This window comes from Syntrophales bacterium, from assembly GCA_023229765.1.
GTDB lineage: Bacteria > Desulfobacterota > Syntrophia > Syntrophales > UBA5619 > DYTH01.
This window is the reverse complement of the sequence record JALNYO010000033.1, coordinates 13,034-35,432: the sequence shown is the minus strand read 5'-3', so window position 1 is coordinate 35,432 and position 22,399 is coordinate 13,034. Positions and strand designations below refer to the sequence as shown.

Here is a 22,399-nt window from a genome sequence, read left to right as displayed (position 1 = left end):
TATAGGAAAATGCACTCATATTTTGCGTCAGATATAGTCGTTCATGATGGAGGATATTTTTTTGTCCGCAAACCCTTTGCCCTGCTTTTCATAATAATCCACAGTTTCCTGCAATTCCTGATAGGTTTGGCCAGCAGATAAATCGTCCAGATTCCTGTAAAGGCCTCTTCTTCTCCCCAGACGGAATATCCGCCGTTTTTCTTCGGAAAGGGCAAAATATCGATCTATTGCATTCAGTATCCTCTCTTTGTCATCCGGCATCTTGCCCTGCACCTCCTCCAGCAGGTTAAGGATGTGATCACTGACTACTGTCGAACCGATGCCAGTTAAACAATAAATGAATTCGCGAATTTCCCGGAGAATGTTCTCGTCGCCGGGCGGTGTGAACACCCCCTTTTGCATCATTTCCGCAAGCGGTGTTCCCTGCACAACGTGCAAGGTGCGCAGGCGTACAAAATCCGGATCGATCTCGTTTATAACTCTTGCTGTCTCGGAGGCGTTTTCCCGGGAATAATCCATTCCGCCCAGACCAGGGATTACATACTCGCTTAACGAAATCCCGGCGGCCTTAATCCTGGTTCCCGCTGCGATGTGCACTGCCGCGGTCGCGCCTTTGTTGATCATCTTCAACACCCTGTCGGAACCGCTTTCCAAGCCCACATGAATTCTGGTCAGGCCGGCCTCCTTAAGGCCCTGCAGCTCGGCAACGGATTTTCGTGCGGCGGTATGAGAGCGGCAATAGGTCGTGATTCTGCGGATGGAGGGAAAGGTGCGGCACAGGTATTGGAGGATGGTTATGACATCGTCCGTTTTCATCACGAGGGAGTCCGCATCCTGCAGAAATACGGACTCCCCGCCGTAATAGAGCCACATGGCAAGCGTTCGTTCGTATTCGCCATAGAAAGGGTGATGATCCCAAACCATTCGTATTATTTCTTCAGAAATACGCCCCTTTTCCCCTTCGCGAACGGAAAGGGTCCGCAGCCTGTCGGCAATTGCCGCCATGTTGTCGATGTCATGGCGGATATCCTCAAAACCCCGGAGCGAAAAACGCGCATCCTTGTAGCTGCGGCAAAACGCGCAACGGTTCCACGGGCAGTTGCGGGTAAGACGCAAAAGCAGGCTGTTGGCCTCGCTGGGCGGACGAATCGGCCCCTGTTCAAAAGGTTCATCCATAGTCATCAGTTCTCCTCCTTTTTCAACACTGTCCCCGCGGCGATTGACAATATCAGGGCGATTCCCTGTAAAGCAACCGAGGCAGCAACCAAGGCGGGAATGCTGACCCCGTAAAGCCATCCCAGCAGGGAGCTTCCGGCAAACCAGAAGGCGCCGAACACGGTCTGAAACAGTCCAAACGCCCGTCCCCGATAGTCTTTGGCGGAGCGATCGGCAATGACCGCTTTCAGCACTGACTCCTGTGTGCCCATACTGACACCCCATAGGGTCATCCCGACGACAATAGCCGTCGTCCCGCCCAGAAAAAGCAGTGGCGCCGTGAAAATTTCCACGACAAACAGAATAAGCAGCGCCGGGTACCCGAGCCTGTCGTACAATTTTCCGAGGAGCAGGGCTGCGGCTGCGTCCACTGCCATAGAGCCTGCGTACAGCAGGGGGATGGCCGCTGCCGGGAAATTTCCAGTTTTGTTAAGGTGGAAGGCAATCAGCGGAAAATCGGTGATCCCCGCAGCCAGAAAGCCTGCGGCGATGATCACGATCCAGAGGCCCCGGGAGATGCCGGCGGTTCCGATGAGCGGGGCTTTGTCCGGCAATTCAAAGTGGTCCGGATGGGGAAAAAAGTGGCGGGCCACCGCAAGGGCCAGCACCGCACCGGCAGCCGGCACAAAAAGCAGCAACAGCCCCAACCGGAGTCCGCCCAGGCCAGCCCCGTCCTTGTTGAAAAAAAGCAGGGCTGAAAGCAGGGCCGGTCCCAGGAAGGCGCCGATCTGATCCATCGCCTCATGAAGACCGAAGCCGAAGCCCCTGCCTGGCGCAAAAGAGGCGTATGCCAAGACGGCGTCGCCAGCCGGCTTGCGGTAGGCCTTGGCGATGCGTTCCAGAAGCAGCAACGCCACCGCCCAGCGCCAATCCCCAGTCAGGGCCAGAGCCGGCAGGGCGCAAAGCTGGATGCCGTAGCCGGTAAACATGATAAACCAGTAGCTTTTTGTTTTATCGACCAGAACTCCGGAAAAAAATCGCAGCCCGTAACCGAGGAATTCCCCCAGCCCGGCGGCCAAGGAAAGGGCAAAGGCGCTTGCCCCCAGCAGGTTGATATACTGGCCGGACAGACTGCGGCCGCCTTCATAGTTCATGTCGGCAAAGAGACTCACCACCCCCAGCATGACGATAAACATGACCGCTTGAGAACGACTCGGTCCTGCTTGATTCGCATGATGGACATTAAACTTCTTCGTCATAAATGGCCTCCTCTTGGCGACGGCAGTTTATGAAGTAGCATAGGGCGTGTCAAGACAATTTGACGGGAAATTTTCTTGCAAATGAGCAAGCGCTTCGCAAAGGATAGATGTCGCTATAAAGACCAATGTTGATATTGCAGGCTTTGGCAAAGAGCAACGCCTGATCGACCGTTGGGAGGGCACATTATGCCTGCGCTGGAGCAGGATTGGCGGTGAATATCCTCTCTATTTTTCTGGCGCGGAAATATCCGTAAATTTTTCTTGACAGGGATATGCAAAAAGCGTAGTGCGCCACACAAGGATAGTAGATGTATCGTTTTGATATTTACAGATAAATGAACGAAGGATGGGGATCGGGAAACACTTCCCGGTTCAAAATAAAAAGGACCTTTTACAAGGAAAAAATACAGGAGGCTTAAAAAAATGGAAGACGAGTCACTTTTAGAGGAAGATGCGGAGCCTCCAGGCAACCGCACCGAACATCACAGGCAAACGGACAGACGCATTGACCTTTCTATAAACACCCCGTTAGCCCCTTTATTGCCAGGCATCCCGGCGCCGCTTGCTTTTGCGGAGGGAAACAGCAGACAAAGGGCCTTCCGAAGACATTTTTTCCCCCACACAACCAAACAAGAGTGGAATGACTGGCACTGGCAGTTGCGCAACTGCATCCGCGACGTAAAATCGCTGGAGAAGATGCTCCTTCTTTCCGACGACGAGCGTCAGGTGTTTAGCGGCATTTCCGCCTCTTTGCCGCTTGCGATAACACCGTATTACCTGAGTCTAATAGATCCAATTGACCCTCTTCAGCCTTTGCGCCGGACGGTTGTCCCTTCCGCCTGGGAAAATTTTCGCAGCGTCGGAGAGGAAGACGATCCGCTCCACGAGGATGCGACAAGCCCAGTGCCGGGCATTGTCCACCGCTACCCCGACCGGGTTTTGTTTCTGGTTGCGAACGCGTGTTCAACCTACTGTCGCTACTGCACGCGCTCGCGGAGTGTCGGGCGCCGTGAAAACAGCGACTCCATTGACGCCAGATGGCGGCAGGGGATCGCCTATATAGCCGCGCATCCAGAGATCAGGGATGTACTGCTGTCGGGCGGAGACCCGCTTACATTGGCCGATGAGCAGTTGGAATGGCTTTTGAGCAATCTGCGGCGGATACCCCATCTGGAAATAATCAGAATAGGTACCAAGATCCCGGCGGTTTTGCCGATGCGGATCACGCCGGCGCTGGTAAAGATGCTCAGGCGTTATCATCCGCTGTGGTTCAGCATCCACATGACCCATCCGGACGAGCTGACTCAGGATACCGCAAGGGCTTGCGAGCGCCTCGCCGATGCAGGTATTCCTTTGGGAAGCCAGACCGTGCTCCTGGCCGGGATAAATGACGATATTGAGACGATGAAAAAATTATTTCAAGGCCTGCTCAAGCTGCGAGTCAAACCGTACTATCTTTACCAGTGCGATCCTATTGTCGGTTCGTCCCATTTTCGGACGCCGGTTGCCAAGGGGATTGAGATAATAAGGGGGCTGCGGGGGTTTACCTCCGGCTACGCTGTTCCCGCCTACGTGATCGACGCCCCCGGCGGCGGCGGGAAGGTGCCGCTTCTCCCGGAATATGTCGCGGGTCGCGAAGACGGCTATCTTTTGCTGCGCAATTATGAGGGGCGCCTCTTTCGCTATCCGGATCATTGGGGCGACTCACCCGACTTGACTGCGTTGAAGCATTGAAGCAGGACGGCAACTTTGCCAAGCGGCAATTTCCCCTCGGAAAAGTTGCCGCAAATCATCAGAAGCACGGCCATTTTTCCCGGATAAAGGGTGAAAACGGATGCTTTTTCACGTGAAACATTGATGCCGGCGACATTCTCCCGAGATAAGGCAAAGAGTCACACCGGTGAAAGCCGCGAACCAGTTCTGCCACGCCATCTGCACCGGTTTTCGCCGGTGCAACATATTTCATTGTAAAGGGTAACTGCTCAGGTGGATAGTCTGCAGGTGTTTAGGTGGGTTGGGGTCATTTGCGCAGTCCCAACAGATTACAGTCTAAACAACCAGAGTAGTTACTGTAAAGATTCATACCGGCGGAACGCCGTGTTAGTCCAAAGGGCATTAATAATTATAAAGGGCTGTTTTTAAATGAAAATCGGGATAACCTACGACCTGCGGGATGACTACCGAGCCGCGGGTTTTACGGACGAAGCAACGGCGGAGTTTGACAGTCCGGAGACGATCGCGGCGATCGAGGGGGCTCTGCGGGCCTTGGGCTTCGATACAGAGCCAATCGGCAATATCCGGATGCTTGCCCCGCGGCTGGTTGCCGGAGAGAGGTGGGATTTAGTCTTCAATATTGCCGAAGGGCTCAGGGGAGCAGGTCGGGAGGCGCAGATACCCGCACTGCTCGAGGCCTGGGATATTCCCTGTGTCTTCTCCGATCCGCTTGTCTTGGCGCTGACGCTGCACAAAGGAATGACCAAGCGCGTAATCCGCGACCTCGGGATTCCGACCCCGGATTTCGCCGTTGTCGAGACCGTTTTGGAAGCGGAGGCGCTGCAAATGGCGTTTCCGCTCTTTGCCAAACCGGTCGCCGAAGGCACGGGCAAGGGGATCACCGCCGCCTCGAAAATCAGCGAACAGAAGCAGCTTGTGCGTGTCTGCTCGGCATTGCTGGCAAATTTCCAACAGCCCGTTCTCGTAGAGTCCTTTCTGCCGGGACGGGAATTTACCGTCGGCATTATCGGCACTGGTGCGAACGCGTACGTTCCCGCGGTGATGGAGGTGCTTTTTACTAAAAAGGCAAAACAGGATATCTACTCCTACGCAAACAAGGAAGCGTGGAAAGGGCGTATCGAATATCGCCTGGGTAAGGATGAAATCGCCGCTGCCGCCGCAAAAACGGCCCTTGCAGCCTGGCGCGGGTTAGGCTGTCGCGACGGCGGGCGGATTGACCTGCGCGCTGACGCCGACGGGGTTCCCAATTTCATCGAGGTAAATCCGCTCGCCGGACTGCGGCCAGGGCATTCGGATTTGCCGATTCTCTGCGACCTTGCCGGCGTCTCCTATCAGGAGTTGATATCCGGGATTGTTAACTCCGCGCTGAAGCGTCTGTGAGCAAGCAGATTTTCTCCTGCGTGAGCACCGCAATGGCAGGTCCCGTAAAAAAGTAATGTAAATTCTTTTACTGGGCAGGGCCAAAAAAGGCCGGCTCTGCATTCGTCCGAAAATGACGTAAGATGGCGAGAAAAGAGAGCTTCTAAGATGAAGATAGCGATAATGCACGGAGAAGTTGCAAAAGGGGCGGGCCCGGATGAACAGGATGGGCTCGCCGAGGTTGCGTTCGTCTCCGACGCTCTTGCCCGGCTCGGGCACGAACCGTGCGTCGTTTCCGTCTCCCTGAACCTTGAAGAGTCCCTGCAGAAGCTGTCAAATATCAGACCGTCGCTTGTCTTCAATCTGGTTGAGTCGCTCTCGGGCAAGGGCAGTCTGATCCATCTGGCTCCGGCTCTGCTCGATGCGCTGGGGATTCCCTACACCGGAGTGCGGACGGAGGCAATGTTTCTCACCTCCAATAAACTGCTCGCGAAGAGAACTCTTGCCGGGGCAGGCTTGCCGACGCCGCCCTGGGTTTCCGAGAGTGAAAAACCAAAAATGACGACAGGCCAAGGGACATGGATCGTCAAGTCGCTCTGGGAACACGCCTCGGTGGGCCTTGATGAGGAATCCGTGTTTTTCGCCGCGGATCAAACGAAGATTATTGAGGAGATGGCCGCCCGGGGAAAGACTCTGGGCGGGAGCTGGTTTGCCGAGAGATTCATCGAAGGCCGGGAGTTCAACGTGTCGCTGATAGCCGGAGAAAATCCAACGCCAAAATGTAAAGGGGAAGACTCCGCGGGAGGCGCTGCCCCTCTTCCGGAACAAGGGGATCCGTTGGTTTTGCCACCGGCGGAGATACGCTTTGATGGCTACCCGCTGGGCAAGGTGCGGGTTGTCGGCTATAGGGCAAAGTGGGAGGAGAAGTCGTTCGAGTATGCCGAAACGGCGAGAAGCTTTGCCTTTCCTCAAAGCGACGCCCCGCTGCTGGCGCGCCTGAAGGAACTCGCGCTCGCATGCTGGCGGCTGTTTGAGCTGCGGGGTTACGCCCGTGTTGATTTCCGGGTGGACGCCGCTGGGCGCCCGTGGATTCTGGAGGTGAACGCCAATCCCTGTCTCTCGCCGGACGCGGGATTTCTCGCGGCCGCGGCCCAATTCAAAATGAGCCACGCCGAGGTGCTCTCGCGGATAATCAATGATGCAGCGTGAGTTATTTATGCAGGAAAAGAAAATCACATACCGTGCCGAGGTGCGCCGACAAGACAGGGACGCCGTCGGCCTGCTGGTCGCGGCGACCGGATTTTTCTCGACCGAGGAGATCGACATCGCCAGGGAACTTGTTGAGGAGCGACTTAAAAAAGGCGAAAGCAGCGGCTATTTTTTTCTTCTCGCCGAAGAGACAAACCGTCTTGTCGGCTATGCCTGTTTCGGGCCGATCCCGGGGACCGTGCACAGCTTTGACCTCTACTGGATAGCTGTCCACCCGTCGGGGCAGGGCCGGGGAATCGGCCGGGCGCTGCTGGAGGCCGCGGAGCAAGTCATGGCCGCAAGGGGAGCGCAACGCATCTACGTGGACACCTCCTCCCGCCCCCAATACGCACCGACCCGCCTGTTCTACACGGCGTGCGGTTATCGCGAGGCGGCCTTCCTTGAAGATTTCTACGCCCCGCAAGACGGCAAAATCATTTTCGTAAAGGCGTTTTGAGGGAGGAGAAAAAAGTTTTTTTAGCGCAGGAAAAGCCGACAGTTCTCGTTTGCTCTTGACAGAAATAGGAACCATATGACAGTCTTCGAACGACGATCGCCCGAAGTTCAAGATTAAGTTAAGACGTCCCATTGCACAAAGAACAGACGGTCGGGAGAGTTGGCGAACGACATGATGGAAAAAAGGAGGCTGCTGGCAGAATGAAAAAAACCAAAACGACAGGCGTGATGACGCCCATACTAACCCCTTTCAACGACGATCTGAGCATTGCCGCCGATCTGTACCTCAGTCACGCAAAATGGCTGCTTGACCAGGGCATCCATTATCTCGCCCCCTTCGGCACTACCGGCGAGGCGCTCAGCATGTCTGTGGCGGAAAGGTTGGCGGCGGTGGACGCGCTTATTGACGGGGGGATTGACCCCGCGGCGTTGATGCCGGGGACCGGTCTTTGCAATCTTCCCGAAACTGTCACGCTGTGCCGCCACGCGATAGATCGCGGGTGCAAGGCGGTGATGGTCCTGCCGCCATTCTTTTATAAAAATGCCAGTGATGACGGGTTGTATAACTACTTTGTCTGGTTGATTAAGTCGATTGATCGTCCCATGCTCAGAATCTGCATGTATCATATTCCCCCCCTGGCAGGAATAGGGTTCTCCCCGGCCCTGGCTGGCCGGTTGGCCCGGGATTTCCCCGAGACGATCTTTGCCTACAAAGACAGTTCCGGAAATTTTGAGAATACCAAGGCGGTTATTGCTGCCGCCCCCGGCATCTCGGTCTTTCCCGGCTCCGAGCTTTTTCTGCGGGTGGGCATGGAGCAGGGCGGGATGGGCTGCATCTCCGCTACCTGCAATGTCAACCCGGCGGCGATTCGTTACGCGTTTGATGTGGCCAGTGGTGCAAAATCCGATGATCTGGACCGGGTCAACAATGAAATAGTGGCGTTTCGCAAGACGGTAGAAGAGTATGTCCCCATTCCGGCGATGAAAGGGATGCTTGCCCTGCAGAGGGGAGATGCGCGTTGGCGAAACGTGCGGCCGCCCTTTATCCCTGCCCGCAGGGAAAACACGGAACAGTTGATAGCCAAACTCGGGAATTTGCTGAGGCCGCTTTAGGATTGCGCCTAGGCAGGGGTGTGCGACAAATTTATGGGTAGAGCAGTTTTTCACCCCTCTTTAGCAAAGAGGGGTTGGGGGAGATTTGATGGAGAATAAATATCCCCTTGCTTTTATTATGAATCCCCCCTGCCCCCCTTTTCCAAAGGGGGGATAAGTTTCTGCAAGTATATGATACCCACATTTTTGTCGTAGACCCCCCAGGCAGCGTGGGCTTGAAGAACAATTACCTCATGTGTTAAAAAGAATCAGATTCTCGTAAGTTGCCGGTACTTGATCCGGTGGGGCTGGCTTGCCGCCGCGCCGAGGCGCGCCTTGCGGTCCGCTTCGTATTCGGAATAGTTCCCCTCGAACCAGACAACGGCGCTGTCCCCCTCGAAGGCGAGGATGTGCGTCGCGATCCGGTCGAGAAACCAGCGGTCGTGGCTGATGACCACCGCGCAGCCGGCGAAATTCTCCAGCGCCTCTTCGAGGGCCCGCATCGTATTGACGTCGAGGTCGTTCGTCGGTTCGTCGAGCAAAAGGACGTTGGCCCCCTCCTTCAAGATCCTCGCCAGATGGACGCGGTTCCGCTCGCCGCCGGAGATGCGGCCCACCTTTTTCTGCTGATCGGTTCCGGAAAAATTGAACCGCGACACATAAGCCCTTGAATTTACCTCGCGATCTCCAAGGACAATAACCTCCTGCTTCTCCGAGATCGTCTCCCAGATCGTCTTTTCCGGATCGAGGATGTCCCGGCTCTGATCGACATAGCCCAGTTTGACCGTTTCGCCGACACGGATTGTCCCGGAATCCGGTGTTTCCTGGCCGATGATCATCTTGAAGAGGGTGGTCTTGCCGGCGCCGTTCGGCCCGATAATGCCGACGATCCCGCCGGGCGGCAGGCTGAAGGTCATGTTCTCGACAAGTATCCGGTCTCCAAAGGATTTCTTGACGCCCTGGGCTTCGATGACGAGTTTCCCCAGCCTCGGCCCGGGCGGAATGTAGATCTGCAGATCCTTTGCCCGCTCCTCCGTTTCCCGGGAGAGGAGGTTTTCATACGAGCTGATCCGGGCCTTGGCTTTAGCGTGCCTTCCTTTCGGCGACATTCTGATCCACTCCAGCTCCCTCTGGAGGGTTGCCTGACGGGCGCTTTCCGTCTTTTCCTCGAGACGCAGACGGTTTTGCTTCTGCTCTAACCAGGAGGAGTAGTTCCCCTTCCAGGGAATTCCCTGCCCCTTGTCCAGCTCGAGGATCCAGCCGGCGACGTTGTCGAGGAAGTAGCGGTCGTGGGTGACGGCGATGACGGTGCCGGCGTAGGAATTCAGGTGATGCTCCAGCCAGGCGACGGATTCGGCGTCGAGATGGTTGGTCGGCTCGTCGAGGAGCAGGATGTCGGGGTTTTGCAGCAAAAGGCGGCAGAGGGCGACCCGCCTGCGCTCGCCGCCTGAAAGCAGTTTCACCGGCGTGTCGCCGGGCGGGCAGCGCAAGGCGTCCATCGCCATTTCGAGGCGGGAATCGAGGTCCCAGGCATCGAGGACGTCAAGACGTTCCTGGACGGTTGCCTGACGGTCGAGCAGTTTCGTCATTGCTTCATCGGACAGCGGCTCGGCGAATTTTTCGTTTATCTCGTTGTATTCATTGACGAGATTTACCGTGTCCTGCACGCCTTCTTCAACTATCGCGCGGACCGTTTTTGTGTTGTCTAACTGGGGTTCCTGCTCCAGCAGGCCGACCGTGTAGCCGGCGGAAAGGATCGTCTCCCCGTTGAAATCGTGATCGACGCCGGCCAGTATCCGGAGCAGCGAACTTTTGCCGGAGCCGTTTAGCCCCAGCACCCCGATCTTCGCGCCGTAGAAATAGGACAGGTAGATGTCCTTCAAAACCGGGCGGTTGTCGTAGAACTTTGCCACTCCAATCATCGAGTAAATAACCTTGTTGGGATCGATTGCCATGTGCTTTCTCCTTTATTTATTATAAAACTGGCTGAGATAGAGGCGGTGGTACAGCCCTTTTTTGCCAAGCAGTTCCTGATGCGTCCCCTGTTCCACTATTTCTCCTTTGTCGATTACCAACAGTTGAGAGGCGTCGCGGATGGTGCTCAGGCGATGGGCGATCACAAAACTGGTGCGCCCCTGCATGAGCCTCAAAAGCGCTGTCTGTATCCTGATCTCGGTGCGGGTATCGACGGAGCTTGTGGCCTCGTCCAGGATCAGGATGGCCGGAGCGGCGAGAATCGCCCGGGCGATCGATAAAAGCTGCCGCTGTCCCTGGCTTAAATTGCCGGCCCGCTCGGAGAGGCCGGTCTCGTAGCCATTGGGGAGCTGGCGGATAAAGGGATCGGCCTCGGCAAGCTTTGCCGCTTCCATGCACTCTTGGTCGGTTGCCGCAAGCCGGCCGTACCGGATATTTTCCAGCACCGTTCCGGAAAAAAGGAAGGTATCCTGGGACACTATGCCCAGTTGACGGCGCAGATCGGCCTTGCCGATGGTGCGGATGTCCCTGCCTTCAATGGTGATCCGACCCTTATCCACCTCGTAGAATCTTGTCAAGAGGTTAATGATGGTTGTCTTGCCGGCGCCGGTCGGCCCCGCCAGGGCCAGCGTTTCCCCGTTTCTGGCTGTGAAGGTCATTTCCTTTATAATATTATTTCCCTTATTATATCCAAAACTTACATCTTCAAAGGCGACATCCCCCGTAAGCGAACCAAGCGGTGCGGCCCCCGCGGCCTCATCCGCTTCGGGTGGCGTGTCGAGGATCTCGAAGACCCGCTCTGCCCCGGCCAGCGCGGCCTGGATCGAGTTATACATGCCGGCGAGTTGACGCAAGGGGCTGATGAAGTTCTGTGCGTAGTTGATGAAGGTTGCGATAACGCCGACGCTGACCAAGCCTCCCAGCGCCAGCCAGCCGCCGAAGCCCGCCAGCGCAATGATAAAGAAGTTGCCGAGAACGCCTGTCAGTGGAATCAGCAGCATGGCATAGACGTTTGCCGAAACAGCCGCATGAAACACCGCCTCGTTGCTGCGGCGAAAAGTCGCCAGCGTCGTTTCACCCCGCCCGAAGGTTTTTACCACCTTCTGACCGCTGATCGCCTCCTCCATCACCCCGTTTAATTCCCCGAGATGTTTTTGCAGATCCCGGAAGCCCCGACGCGTATAGCGGGCGATAAAATTGGCAAACACGAGGATTATCGGGATGATCAGCAGGGAGACCAGCGCCAGCCAGAAATTCAGCGCAAACATCGCGATGATTATTCCGGCCAGCGACAGGACGCTTGCAAAAAGCGAGGTGAAATTCTGGGAGACCGTCTGATTGACGGCGTCGATGTCGTTGGTCAGGCGGCTCATCAGCTCGCCTGCCGGGTTGTTGTCGAAAAAACTAAGCGGCAGCCGCTGCAGATGGGAAAACATCTCGCCGCGCAGTTTCTTCAAGGCCCGCTGCGAAATATCGGCCATCATCCAGGCTGAAAGACCATGAAGTAGATTTTCGAGGACGTAGGCGAGCAGCATCAAAAGAGCTATTTCCCTCAGTCCGGAGAGTTTTTTGACAGCAATAAACTTGTCTATTGCCATGCCCATCAGATAAGGGCCAACCAACCCGAGGATGGTGTAGATTATGATAATCGCGCAGACGACAATCAGTTGAAGGCGGTAAGGTGACAGATAGGAAGACAGCCTCCTCAGGGAGTGGCGGGGATCCTGCGCCTTCTCGACTTTGCCTCTGAACGCCTTGCCGTAGCGGGATAGCGCGCCGTGGGCTCTTCCGGTCGCCCGGCCTTGATACGGAATTCTCATCTAAAAATACCCCTTACCGAACCTCTTTCACATGAAACTCACCTGACGGCGCGCCGTCGCAAAGAAGGATGAACATTGGAGGGACGCGCTCCGTCGCGTCTGGGGCGTTTGCCGAAAGCCCCAATAACATCACAATGTAACTCAGCGATATTATTGGTATAAATTCTGTTTTCACATAAAATGCGTGCATAAATTATGTATAGGCAATGATTTTTTTCCGACGGTTGCGGACGCGACGGAGCGCGTCCCTCCAGTTTTATGAACATTAAGCTTCGCTTTCAAGACCGTTGCCAAGCTGGGATTGATAAATCTCCCGGTAAATGGCGCTGCCTTGCATCAGCTCGGTGTGCGTGCCCTCGGCGGCGATACGTCCCTGTTCCAGAAGCACGATTTTGTCCGCCTTCAATACGGTGCTGATCCGCTGCGCGACGATAATTGTCGTGGGGCGGTAGTCGCTGCTCTCCAGCGCCGCATGAATTTTGGTCTCTGTTTCTACGTCAACAGAGCTGGTGCTGTCGTCAAGAATCAGGATCGCCGGGCGGGTCAACAGCGCCCGTGCGATCGCGAGCCGCTGTTTCTGCCCCCCGGAGAGGTTGACGCCCCGCTCTTCCACATGCGTGTCGTAACCTGCGGGAAGATTGAGAATAAATTCGTGCGCCTGGGCGATCCGGGCAGCTTTTTCCACTGCCTCGTCGCTTGCCTGGGGATTGCCGTAGCGGATATTATCCCGAATGGCGCCGGAAAAAAGGATAGTTTCCTGCGGGACAAGCCCGAATTGCGCCAGCAGTGAATCCTGACGGATTTTACGGACATCCGTCCCGTCGAGCAGGATTCTTCCCGAGGAGACATCGTAGAGGCGCGGCAGCAGATTCACCAGCGTTGTTTTGCCGGCGCCGGTTGCGCCGAGGATCGCCACTTTTTGCCCGGCTTCGATAATCAGGCTTATGCCAGATAGAGCCGGTTCGTTTTTATTAAAGCCGGCATTCGTTTTGTGAACATCCAGCTCCGCGGAGTAATCTTCAATCCCAGCTTTGTGACGATCAGGTTCCGCTTTTCCGCTGTTATAGCAAAACGAAACATCCTCCAAAACCAGTTTTCCCGCAACCGGTCCGGCCAGCGTGAGCGCGTCCGGCTGGTCGCCGACGGCGGGGACGGTATTGAGCACCTCGCCAATCCGCTTTGCCGAGGCGATGCCCCCCGCCCAGACGTTGGAAAGAACGGTCAGCATTATCAGCGGCATCATCGTTGTCAGCAGGTAGTTGGTAAAGGCGACGATCTCGCCCACGGACATCTCGCCCCCGACCGACCTGATGCCGCCCGCCCATACGACAACCACGATTCCGGCATTGATGCACAGCTTCAGGATTGGAGACATGGTAGAGATGATCCGCAAGGACCGTACTGATCGGTCTGTATAAGCTTCATTGGCCTCCTCAAAACGCCTTTCCTCATGGGGGGCGCGGACAAATGATTTAACCAGCCGGATGCCCGCAATATTTTCCTGCAGGATGGTGTTGAGGCGATCTAGTTGCCGCAGGACAATGCTGAAGAGCGGTTCCATTTTTACGGTAAAAAGGATGATGATTGTGGACGTAATAATTAGCAGCGGCAGCATAGTCAGGGCGAGCGCGGGGTTGGTGCTGATCATCAGCGACAGGCTGCCGATCATCAGCAAGGGCGCGCGTGTGCCGATTCTGAGCGTGATCAGCACGACGCGCTGGAGAGCGCCGGCGTCGCTCGTCATGCGCACCAGCAACTGGCCGGTTTTCTGCTCGTCGAGGTTGGCGAACGAAAAGGTTTGAATCTTCGCGAATAGCGCCTCGCGCAGCCGGAAGGCCACCCCCTCCCCCGTCAATACAGAGAAGTAGTTGTTGCCGATCGTGAAAATTGCACTCAAAAGCGAAATCCCAAGCATGATAAGCGCAGTTTTCAGGACAATCCCGGGATTTTTTCCTCCGATTCCCTGATCGATAATCCGCTGCACCAGACGCGGTATCGCCAGGTCAAAAAAAACCAGCGCCGTCAGCAGCGCCAGCGCCAGCAGGGAGGTTTTGGCGTATGGCCTCAGGAAAGGAAATAGTTTAACAAGCTGTTTCATGGCGCTTCAGATACACCAGAATGGCCTGTTTTGTCCAGACGTGTTGAGAAGGCAAACGTTATCGGAGACAATCATGACGCTGTCCCCGGGGTCTGCGACAAAAATGTGGGTATCATATACTTGCAGAGACTTATCCCCCCTTTGGAAAAGGGGGGCAGGGGGGATTCATAATAAAAGCAAAGGGATATTTATTCTCCATCAAATCTCCCCCAACCCCTCTTTGCTAAAGAGGGGTGAAAAACTGCTCTACCCATAAATTTGTCGCACACCCCCGTCCCCGTTTTGCCTTTGCCGGATGCGGGTTATATGTTATGTTGTCCCATCTTTTCATCAAGGTCCCGCGCTCTTCAAAGGGTTGTCCGTTTTTTACGGGCTACCCAAAAGGAGAGATGGTTATTTTCAGCATCATCCGGAAATGATAGTTATCCAGAGGAGGTAATTGCAAAACTCCCCATTCTTGTCATTCCCGCAACGATTCTTAGCGGGAAAGCGGAGCTTAATGTTCATAAAACGAAGTTTAATGTTCATAATCTGGTTCTAACTGCTTGAAAAACCATATTATGAACATTAAGCTTCGCTTTCCCGATAGAGACATTATGAACATTAAGCTTCGCTTTCGGGAATGACAAATGGTTTTGCAATTGGCTCATAGGTAATATGAAACCCAGAATTCAAAAAAATCTTGTTGTTAAAATTTTGGCCGCCCTGACCGATTCCGGGGCGCCAAAGAGTGTCAGGGCGCTTATCGCCGATATCGACAAGAGGGGAAATTGGGGCGATTTTGTTCATCTATTGGCGGAAGAAGGGGTGGCCTTTCTCTTTTTTTATTACATTGAAAGGCACAATCTTGCCGATCTTATCCCGAAGGAGGCTTATCATTCACTGGCGGAGCTTTATTACGGCAATCTGAAGAGAAACATGATTGCGACGGTCGCGCTTCAACCGATATTTCAAAAATTTAACGAGCAAACCATCCCCTTTATAGTCCTCAAAGGCATTGCCCTGGCCGAACTTTGTTATCCGAGTTTTGCGACTCGCGGGATGTCAGATGCGGACATCCTTGTCCACAAAAATGATGTTTACAGGGTTGATAGTTGGCTTGCGGAGCTTGGTTACGCGGCAGCCGACAGTTTTGTGGAAGAGGCCCTCCAAAACCCGCCGGGGTATCTGGCCAGCCTTGATTACCGGAAAGACGACGGATCCTTTCCCAACATCCATATTCACTGGCACCCGGTCAACACCTCGGTTCCGGCGTACATGTTCTCTGAAAATATCGATCCGGAGCGCCTCTGGGAAATGGCGATTCCCGCCCGGTTAGCAGACGCGGATGTCCTCATCCTCTGTCCGGAACACCAGGTCGTCTATCTGTGCGAACACGCTTTGCGGATAAACCATTCGTTTGACAGACTTATCTTGATTTATGATATTTTTTATGCCATAAACGCGCACAAAGATCGGATAGATTGGGATTTTGTCGTTCAGGAGGCCAAGAGGTTCGGGTTAGAAAAATTTGTTTTTTTGGGCCTGACCATTGTTGAACGCTACACATCGTTTTTATCTTCTGGGGTGATAATGAAAAAGCTCTGTCCGTCTGGTTTAACCATTGGAGAGCAAAGCTTTCTTTCCCTTCTTTTACACAATCGGCGCTTTCGCGGCGGCAGCATTTTAGTATATTTGGCGATGAGTAGAGGTCTGCGGGAGAAAAGCCGTTTCTTATTCCGGATTTTTTTTCCGCCGCGCCATATCCTCCTGCAGAGAAGTTATGCGAAAAATCAAAAATTCAGAATGTTATGGTACTTTCGAAGATTACGGGAGGTTGTTGCGCACATTATTTTTGTTTTACGGGGATAAGGGCAGACAATGAAAGAGATCAAATTGACCAGGGCCAGGGGAAATCTGCTTTTCAGCGCGCTTATGTGCCTGCTCGCGGGCCTTCTTTCCGCATGCGGGTCGGTCGGGGTGATAAAGGGTGTTCCCGTAAAAGATTACCGACCGCCGGCGGTGGAGGTAGCCGCTGCTGAAAAGCAGGCGAGGGAGGAGACCGAGGCAATCCTGCAATTGACTAAAACCTCCCAAAACAGTGTCTTCAAGGAGGAAAACGGCATTTCGGAGTACATAATCGGGCCGGGGGATGTTTTGACTCTGACCTACTGGATGCCTTATTCTTCCTATTCAAATGCCGCTGGTCAGCAGATGCTGGGAACTGCGGAGGGTTTCATGCAGACGGTCTTCAATGTGACTGTCCGGTCTGACGGCAATATCACCTATAGTTACGGCGATGATATTCCTGCCGCCGGCCATACCGTCCGAGAACTGCGCCAGATTCTTATTAGCGGGGTAAAAAATTACATAAAAAATCCCCGGTTGGATGTTCTTGTCAAGGAATATAACAGCAAAGCAGTGCTCATTTTTGGGCGAATCAACAATATCCAGGGAACGGGCATGTCGGGGCCGGGCAAGTATCCCATCAAAGGAAAAATGACCATTCTCGATATGATCAACCTGGCCGGAGGGCCCGTCACGGGCATCCCGCAGCGCAGTTCTATGCGTTCGGACTACAATTATGGCGGAAACGGGGATCTGCGCAAGGTGGAGCTGGTCAGAAAGGGCAAAAAGTACACGCTCAACCTTTACAAGGCCCTCTTTGGCGGCGATATGAGTAACAACGTCATTGTTGATGACGGCGATATGGTAACCGTTACCGAGGAACCGACTTTCGCCAGAAGGGTATTTGTCTTCGGCCAGGTGAACGGTCCGGGCGTCTTCAGCCTTTCGGACGCAAGCGATTTGTTGACCGCGATGTCGCTTACCGGCGGCACAACCTCTCTCGCTGTCAAAAAAGATATAAAAATTATCAGAGGCTATGTCGAGAACCATGGCAAACCGATTGTGCTTTCGGCAAATCTGGATGATATCCTCAAGCGGGGGGACCTTGCGCAGAACATTGCTCTCCAGGATGGCGACCTGGTCTATGTGCCGCGAATGGTGATCGGCGATATCAACGAGTTTATCGCGAATATCAACCCGCTCCTGGGGTTCCTGACTACTGGCGCGCCACCGTTGATGTTCAGGGATGCCTGGATGAAGGATCCCAACTGGCTAAAATTCTGAGTGGCGGCGATTTAATGATCTGAATTCAGAAAATACTAAGAGAGAACCCCGATGACCAAATACGACCTGAGTATCAGAGATTACTGGCGTATCATCAAAAAAAGGAAACTAATCATCATCTTTACGTTTCTGGCGATGACCACGTTCAGTTTCATCTCCGCGACGCTGACCAAACCGACCCCGATCTATAGAACAAACGCCACAATAAAGTTTGAACCGGCGCAGACCGTTTATACGCAGGGCTATGGCTATGGCACATCCACAGGTTCTTTGGACACACAAGCCGCGATGATCAAGAGCTATTACATCATGGAGGTGGTTGCCAAACAGTTGGGGTTCATCCCCCCGGCGGTTACCCCCGAAGAGGTGCGGAATAACACCAAGTACATAAATATTATTCTCGATCTCAAGGGGAAAATTGATACCGAGCTGGATGCTACGGCCAATATGATCAATATCATCGCCACCTCAAACGACCCGCTCTTCGCCCAGCGGCTTGCCAATGCCGTAGCCCAGGGTTACCGGGAGCAGCATTCCGTTGACGTCAACCGTAAGGCGGTGGAAGCGAAAAAATTCATTGAATCCCAGAGGGTTACTCTGCTGGAGAAACTCAATAAGACCGAGGAGGCCGTGCGGCATTTCCGGGAGAAGAATCAACGCATTTTGGGGGATGTAAACGGCGGCAACCTGAATGCCCAGATCGACGGCCTTGTCCAGCTTTTTGACCGGCAAAAATCGATATCCCAGAGGGCAGTAGCCATTGAGCGCCTGCTTCAGGAGTCGCTGACAAAGCCGATCACCTCCGAAACCATATATTATTTTGACGGAATGTCCCAGGGATATCGGGATTTGACGGAGCATCTGGTTCAGTTGCTGCTGCAAAGAGACATGCTCCTTTTGAGCTACACGGATAAATTCCCGCGGGTTGTAGAGCTGCAGAATCAAATCCGGGAAGTCGTCAAGTCGATGCAGTCACAGCTTGTGGCTCAGACTAAGGCTCTCGATAATGATATGAAAGACCTGAAGATTCAGATATCGCAAAAACAGGGGCTTCTTCAGCAGGTCCCGGAAATCGGGTTGGAACTCGTTCGTCTGGAGAGGGAGCGCAGCATCGCCCTGGAGGTTTATACGCTGATCGAAAAGCGCTACCAGGAAGCCCTGATCTCCGAGGCGGAGAGGGTGGATGAGGTGCAGATAGTCAAACCGGCGCTTGAACCCATTGCCCCCATTAATCCCACCAAAGTCGGAACCAACATCATGCTGGGAATGATCATCGGCCTGGTGCTCGGGATTGTCTTCGCGTTTCTGATCGAAACCTTCGATACCTCCATCGGGGCGATTGAAGAAATCGAGGAATTTTTGGGGACCAAGGTGGTCGGCATGATCCCTTTTTTGAATCTGGAGGATGTGCGGGACAGCATCAAGGTGGGAATGCCCGCTGATGCCAGTGAAGCGTCCATAAAAAGGCATTTTCAATTGATTTCGCATTTTCTGCCCTCCTCGACGCTTGCGGAAAATTACCGGGCGCTGCGAACCAATTTCAGTTTTATGACAATCGAAAAGGAAGCAAAAGTAATAGTAATTACAAGTACATATCAAGGAGAGGGGAAATCAACGGTGATTTCCAATATGGCCATCACCCTTGCCCAGTCCGGCCATAAAGTACTGCTGGTCGACGGCGATTTCCGCAGGCCAACGGTTGCCAGGGCCTTCGGAATTGCGCAGATACCTGGTTTTACCGATGTCATTCTTGGCAATTACGACTGGAAGGAAGCTGTTCGCTCCATCTCGGATCTGATGATTGGCAAGATGACCATTGACGAGGTAACCTTGACCCCCGGGCTGGACAACCTCTTCCTGATGACCAGCGGTTCCGGCGCGCCTAACCCGGCGGAACTGATCAGCTCCAAAATAGTTACCGATCTTCTCATACAGATGAAAGCCGCTTACGATTTCGTTCTTATTGATGCCCCTCCTGTACTTGCGGCGACGGATGCGACGGTCTGGAGTGCCAAGGCCGATGCCGTAATTATCGTCTATCAGGTTGGCCGCGTGGCCCGGGGCGCCCTGAGAAGGGCAAAATCCCAGCTCGATCATGTCAAGGCGCAGATGCTGGGCATTGTCCTCAACGGCGTGAAGGCCGAAATCAGCCCTGATTTCACATCCGAGGACAAGTACTACTACTATTATGGCGATTATGGAAAATCAGGACGGCGCAAAACCAAACGAGAGAAGCTCAAAGCCCTGCTGCCGGAGAAGCTGGTCAGAATATACGAGAAGTTGCGTGACCGTGTTAAAGGCTTGAAAAAACCGCATTTATGAGAGTGCAGTCATGGAAAGCATGCAGCAGCAGCGAAAATTTGAGCGTGAATTCAAGCGGACCGTGAGAAGGAAGGCCTGGAAACGAAACATTATCTGGCTGCTGGTGATTTTGCTGATCGCCATCGCGGCCAGTTTTCTTGTCAACTTCATGCCTGTCTGGTACGATCAATTCGTCAGGTACAAAGATCCCGTATATCGTCCCATGGATATTGAAAGGAAGTTCCAGGCGGTCGAACGAGAGCGCGGCGGCATAAAACAGCAGTGACAATTGCTTTGGGCAGACGCGCTGCCGGCAGGGCTACAGGAATGCGACGACAGGGGATGTGTTGATGGGGAAGCTCTACAATCAGGGATTCGATCCGAGGATGGTTTTTGTCATGGCGATCGTCATTTTGGTTACGATGGCCGCCGGAACCATGTTCGTGACACTTTCGACGACAACAGCGATTGCGATCACAGTAGGCGTCGTTCTTGCCGTTGCCAGTTTTGCAAATGCGGAACTGGCCCTTTACATTCTGATCTTCTCCATGCTTCTCGGCCCGCAGTTTTCCGTCGGCGGCTCGGAGGTTGTACAGGGTCGCGGGCGGGCGGGGATCAGCTTGAGGCTGGACGATTTTCTGCTTGTGGTCATTGGCCTGAGCTGGTTTTTTAAGACCGCCATTAGAAAGGAACTCGGCCTGTTTGCCAACACCCCCTTGAATCGGGCTATCGGTTACTATTTCGCAATCTGTCTCGTTTCTACCTTGATGGGCTACATGGCCGGCAGGGTCCGGGGTCTGTCCGGGGTTTTCTTTGTTTTAAAATACTTTGAATATTTTATCGTTTTCTTTATGGCCGTCACCCAGATTAATGACAAAAAGAAACTTGAGCGTTTTTTGTTTGCCATCCTCCTGGTTTGCTTTATCGTCTGCATTGTCGCGATAGTCCAGATTCCTGCCGGAGGCCGGGTATCGGCGCCTTTCGAGGGCCCGGAAGGGGAGCCCAATACCCTGGGCGGATATCTCGTCTTGATCATGTCAATTGTCTTGGGGTTGCTTCTCAACAGCGTTACTAAAAAACAAAGATTCTATTTAGGAACGTTGCTTTTTTTTATAATTGTTTCTCTCGCGGCGACGCTCTCGAGAAGTTCCTGGCTTGCACTGGCGCCGATGTATCTGACCCTGATTTATTTCAACGAAAAGAAGGCAATCCTTATTATTCCCCTTATTGTTATTGTGCTGGTGGCCCCTTTTGTGCTTCCCCAAAACGTCAAGGAAAGGGCGCTGTTTACATTTACCCAGCCTGTCGAAGAGGGACAAATCCAGCTTGGCAAAACCAGGATAGATACCTCTACATCGGCTCGGCTCGCATCCTGGAAAATTGTTTTAACGTCCGATTTTATTAAACATCCTATTGTCGGCTACGGGATTACCGGATATGGCTTTCTGGATGCCCAATATCCCCGGGTGCTGGCCGAATCCGGCATTATAGGCCTTTTAGTGTTTTTTTACCTTTTGCGGTCGATCTACACCAATGTCCATAACCTCTACCGCAAAACAACAGATTCCCTGTACAAGGGGCTGACGCTGGGGTACTTGGCAGGATTCTGGGCGATGATCGCCCATGGCATCGGCGCCAACACGTTTATTATTGTCCGGGTTATGGAACCGTTCTGGTTTTTGACTGCAATGGTGATCATGATTCCGACCTTGCCTCTTGAAGTTACAGAAGAAAAGGTCGTCGTGAAGGCCCTGTAATAGGAGTGTTTTAAAACCGCCATCTCGATTTATTGTAATCGAGGGAGCGGAGCTGTGTAATAAAGCAGTAAAAAGTGAAAAGAAGGATCACCCTCAACACTATTTGATAAATGACTGAATCATCTTCAATACATTTTCAAGAGCCCGTCCTCATCATCGAGCCGGGCCGGACGGAGAAAAACTACTGGGCCGATCTCTGGCGCTACCGGGAACTCTTTCTGATCCTGGCCTGGCGGGACATCTCGGTGCGCTACAAACAGACCATCATCGGGATTCTCTGGGCAATTATCAGGCCTTTTCTGACGATGGTAGTCTTTACCGTAATTTTTGGCCGCATCGCCAAACTTCCCAGCGACGGCAGCGCCCCTTACGCCCTGATGGTTTTTGCCGCCATGCTCCCGTGGTCCCTTTTCTCAAACGCCCTCTCTGAATCGTCCAACAGCCTGATCAGTAATGCCAATCTGATCGGCAAGGTGTACTTCCCCCGCTTGATCATTCCCGCGGCGACCCTTGTTACCGCCTTCATCGATTTCCTCATCAGTTTCGTTATCCTGATCGGCATGATGGTTTATTATCAATTCGCACCGGGCTGGCAGATACTGCTGCTGCCGGGCTTCATCATCCTAGCCCTGTTGGCCAGCCTGGGACCAGGTCTCTGGATTACCGCGCTCAACGTGAAATACCGGGATTTTCGCTATATAATTCCGTTTGTGGTGCAGTTCGGGCTTTACGTTTCTCCGGTAGGATTCAGCAGCAAGGTTGTACCTGAGCAATGGCGACTACTTTACAATCTCAATCCCATGGTGGGGGTAATCGACGGTTTCCGCTGGTGCATCCTCAGCGGCAACAGCCCCATTTACCTTCCCGGTTTCCTGCTCAGTCTTGCCATAATTGTCTTCTTTTTATGGCTGGGCGTTTCCCGTTTCCGCAAAATGGAAAAAACCTTTGCCGATCTGATATAAAAACCGTAATTGGATGAACAAGGACAATGTAAAACCTGCGGACAAACTTTTGAGGCTCTCATCAAAAGTCCTG

General features: G+C 53.6%; 16 protein-coding genes. 11 read left to right on the top strand and 5 right to left on the bottom strand.

Going from position 1 to position 22,399, the window contains the following annotated elements:
• Positions 1–27: 27 nt before the first annotated feature.
• Together M0P74_14260 and M0P74_14255 are read right to left on the bottom strand one after the other, a co-directional pair.
• On the bottom strand, positions 28–1,182 hold the full coding sequence (locus M0P74_14260; protein ID MCK9364747.1) for a radical SAM protein: 1,155 nt from the start codon (positions 1,180–1,182) through the stop codon (positions 28–30).
• Positions 1,182–2,414 carry an MFS transporter gene (locus tag M0P74_14255; GenBank protein MCK9364746.1) on the bottom strand — a complete coding sequence of 411 codons (1,233 nt, stop codon included), beginning with the start codon at positions 2,412–2,414 and terminating at the stop codon, positions 1,182–1,184. The genes M0P74_14260 and M0P74_14255 overlap by 1 nt, the downstream gene beginning before the upstream one ends.
• Before the next feature lie 423 nt (positions 2,415–2,837).
• Between M0P74_14255 and M0P74_14250 the strand changes: the two genes are divergently transcribed.
• The 5 genes from M0P74_14250 to M0P74_14230 all read left to right on the top strand — a co-directional run bounded on the left by M0P74_14250 (position 2,838) and on the right by M0P74_14230 (position 8,324).
• Positions 2,838–4,148 carry a KamA family radical SAM protein gene (locus M0P74_14250; GenBank protein MCK9364745.1) on the top strand — a complete coding sequence of 437 codons (1,311 nt, stop codon included), beginning with the start codon at positions 2,838–2,840 and terminating at the stop codon, positions 4,146–4,148.
• Positions 4,149–4,556: 408 nt separating this feature from the next.
• Positions 4,557–5,528 (top strand): ATP-grasp domain-containing protein, encoded by a 972-nt coding sequence (locus tag M0P74_14245; protein MCK9364744.1) that lies wholly within the window; start codon positions 4,557–4,559, stop codon positions 5,526–5,528.
• A gap of 147 nt (positions 5,529–5,675) precedes the next feature.
• On the top strand, positions 5,676–6,716 hold the full coding sequence (locus tag M0P74_14240) for a hypothetical protein (protein MCK9364743.1): 1,041 nt from the start codon (positions 5,676–5,678) through the stop codon (positions 6,714–6,716).
• Between the two features lie 7 nt (positions 6,717–6,723).
• Complete coding sequence (locus M0P74_14235) at positions 6,724–7,212, top strand: GNAT family N-acetyltransferase (GenBank protein ID MCK9364742.1); 489 nt, start codon at positions 6,724–6,726, stop codon at positions 7,210–7,212.
• A 200-nt stretch (positions 7,213–7,412) separates the two neighbouring features.
• Positions 7,413–8,324, top strand: a complete 912-nt coding sequence (locus M0P74_14230; protein MCK9364741.1) for a dihydrodipicolinate synthase family protein — start codon at positions 7,413–7,415, stop codon at positions 8,322–8,324.
• 248 nt (positions 8,325–8,572) lie between these two features.
• Here M0P74_14230 and ettA read toward each other — a convergent pair whose 3' ends face one another.
• From ettA to M0P74_14215, 3 genes are all read right to left on the bottom strand, one after another.
• Positions 8,573–10,258, bottom strand: coding sequence for an energy-dependent translational throttle protein EttA (ettA, locus tag M0P74_14225; protein MCK9364740.1), 1,686 nt, complete (start codon positions 10,256–10,258; stop codon positions 8,573–8,575).
• A gap of 12 nt (positions 10,259–10,270) precedes the next feature.
• Positions 10,271–12,097 (bottom strand): ABC transporter ATP-binding protein/permease, encoded by a 1,827-nt coding sequence (locus M0P74_14220; GenBank protein MCK9364739.1) that lies wholly within the window; start codon positions 12,095–12,097, stop codon positions 10,271–10,273.
• Between the two features lie 265 nt (positions 12,098–12,362).
• Positions 12,363–14,195 (bottom strand): ABC transporter ATP-binding protein/permease, encoded by a 1,833-nt coding sequence (locus M0P74_14215; GenBank protein ID MCK9364738.1) that lies wholly within the window; start codon positions 14,193–14,195, stop codon positions 12,363–12,365.
• Between the two features lie 657 nt (positions 14,196–14,852).
• On the opposite strand from M0P74_14215, the gene M0P74_14210 reads away from it, so the two are divergent.
• The 6 genes from M0P74_14210 (at position 14,853) to M0P74_14185 (ending at position 22,326) form a co-directional block, all read left to right on the top strand.
• The gene (locus tag M0P74_14210; GenBank protein ID MCK9364737.1) at positions 14,853–16,046 is read left to right on the top strand and encodes a nucleotidyltransferase family protein; all 1,194 of its coding nucleotides are present in this window, start codon (positions 14,853–14,855) and stop codon (positions 16,044–16,046) included.
• Between the two features lie 9 nt (positions 16,047–16,055).
• A complete protein-coding gene (locus M0P74_14205; GenBank protein ID MCK9364736.1) occupies positions 16,056–17,306 on the top strand; it encodes a polysaccharide biosynthesis/export family protein in 1,251 nt (416 codons plus the stop codon).
• A gap of 51 nt (positions 17,307–17,357) precedes the next feature.
• A complete protein-coding gene (locus M0P74_14200; protein MCK9364735.1) occupies positions 17,358–19,628 on the top strand; it encodes an AAA family ATPase in 2,271 nt (756 codons plus the stop codon).
• A 10-nt stretch (positions 19,629–19,638) separates the two neighbouring features.
• Positions 19,639–19,893: a hypothetical protein gene (locus tag M0P74_14195; protein ID MCK9364734.1), complete on the top strand. Its 255-nt coding sequence runs from the start codon at positions 19,639–19,641 to the stop codon at positions 19,891–19,893.
• Positions 19,894–19,957: 64 nt separating this feature from the next.
• Positions 19,958–21,364: an O-antigen ligase family protein gene (locus M0P74_14190; GenBank protein ID MCK9364733.1), complete on the top strand. Its 1,407-nt coding sequence runs from the start codon at positions 19,958–19,960 to the stop codon at positions 21,362–21,364.
• A 110-nt stretch (positions 21,365–21,474) separates the two neighbouring features.
• On the top strand, positions 21,475–22,326 hold the full coding sequence (locus tag M0P74_14185; protein MCK9364732.1) for an ABC transporter permease: 852 nt from the start codon (positions 21,475–21,477) through the stop codon (positions 22,324–22,326).
• Positions 22,327–22,399 lie beyond the last annotated feature (73 nt).

Coding starts and splice junctions, on each gene's coding strand:
- M0P74_14260 (MCK9364747.1), bottom strand. CDS start 1,182: ATGACTATGGATGAACCTTTTGAACAGGGGCCGATTCGTCCGCCCAGC.
- M0P74_14255 (MCK9364746.1), bottom strand. CDS start 2,414: ATGACGAAGAAGTTTAATGTCCATCATGCGAATCAAGCAGGACCGAGT.
- M0P74_14250 (MCK9364745.1), top strand. CDS start 2,838: ATGGAAGACGAGTCACTTTTAGAGGAAGATGCGGAGCCTCCAGGCAAC.
- M0P74_14245 (MCK9364744.1), top strand. CDS start 4,557: ATGAAAATCGGGATAACCTACGACCTGCGGGATGACTACCGAGCCGCG.
- M0P74_14240 (MCK9364743.1), top strand. CDS start 5,676: ATGAAGATAGCGATAATGCACGGAGAAGTTGCAAAAGGGGCGGGCCCG.
- M0P74_14235 (MCK9364742.1), top strand. CDS start 6,724: ATGCAGGAAAAGAAAATCACATACCGTGCCGAGGTGCGCCGACAAGAC.
- M0P74_14230 (MCK9364741.1), top strand. CDS start 7,413: ATGAAAAAAACCAAAACGACAGGCGTGATGACGCCCATACTAACCCCT.
- ettA (MCK9364740.1), bottom strand. CDS start 10,258: ATGGCAATCGATCCCAACAAGGTTATTTACTCGATGATTGGAGTGGCA.
- M0P74_14220 (MCK9364739.1), bottom strand. CDS start 12,097: ATGAGAATTCCGTATCAAGGCCGGGCGACCGGAAGAGCCCACGGCGCG.
- M0P74_14215 (MCK9364738.1), bottom strand. CDS start 14,195: ATGAAACAGCTTGTTAAACTATTTCCTTTCCTGAGGCCATACGCCAAA.
- M0P74_14210 (MCK9364737.1), top strand. CDS start 14,853: ATGAAACCCAGAATTCAAAAAAATCTTGTTGTTAAAATTTTGGCCGCC.
- M0P74_14205 (MCK9364736.1), top strand. CDS start 16,056: ATGAAAGAGATCAAATTGACCAGGGCCAGGGGAAATCTGCTTTTCAGC.
- M0P74_14200 (MCK9364735.1), top strand. CDS start 17,358: ATGACCAAATACGACCTGAGTATCAGAGATTACTGGCGTATCATCAAA.
- M0P74_14195 (MCK9364734.1), top strand. CDS start 19,639: ATGGAAAGCATGCAGCAGCAGCGAAAATTTGAGCGTGAATTCAAGCGG.
- M0P74_14190 (MCK9364733.1), top strand. CDS start 19,958: ATGGGGAAGCTCTACAATCAGGGATTCGATCCGAGGATGGTTTTTGTC.
- M0P74_14185 (MCK9364732.1), top strand. CDS start 21,475: ATGACTGAATCATCTTCAATACATTTTCAAGAGCCCGTCCTCATCATC.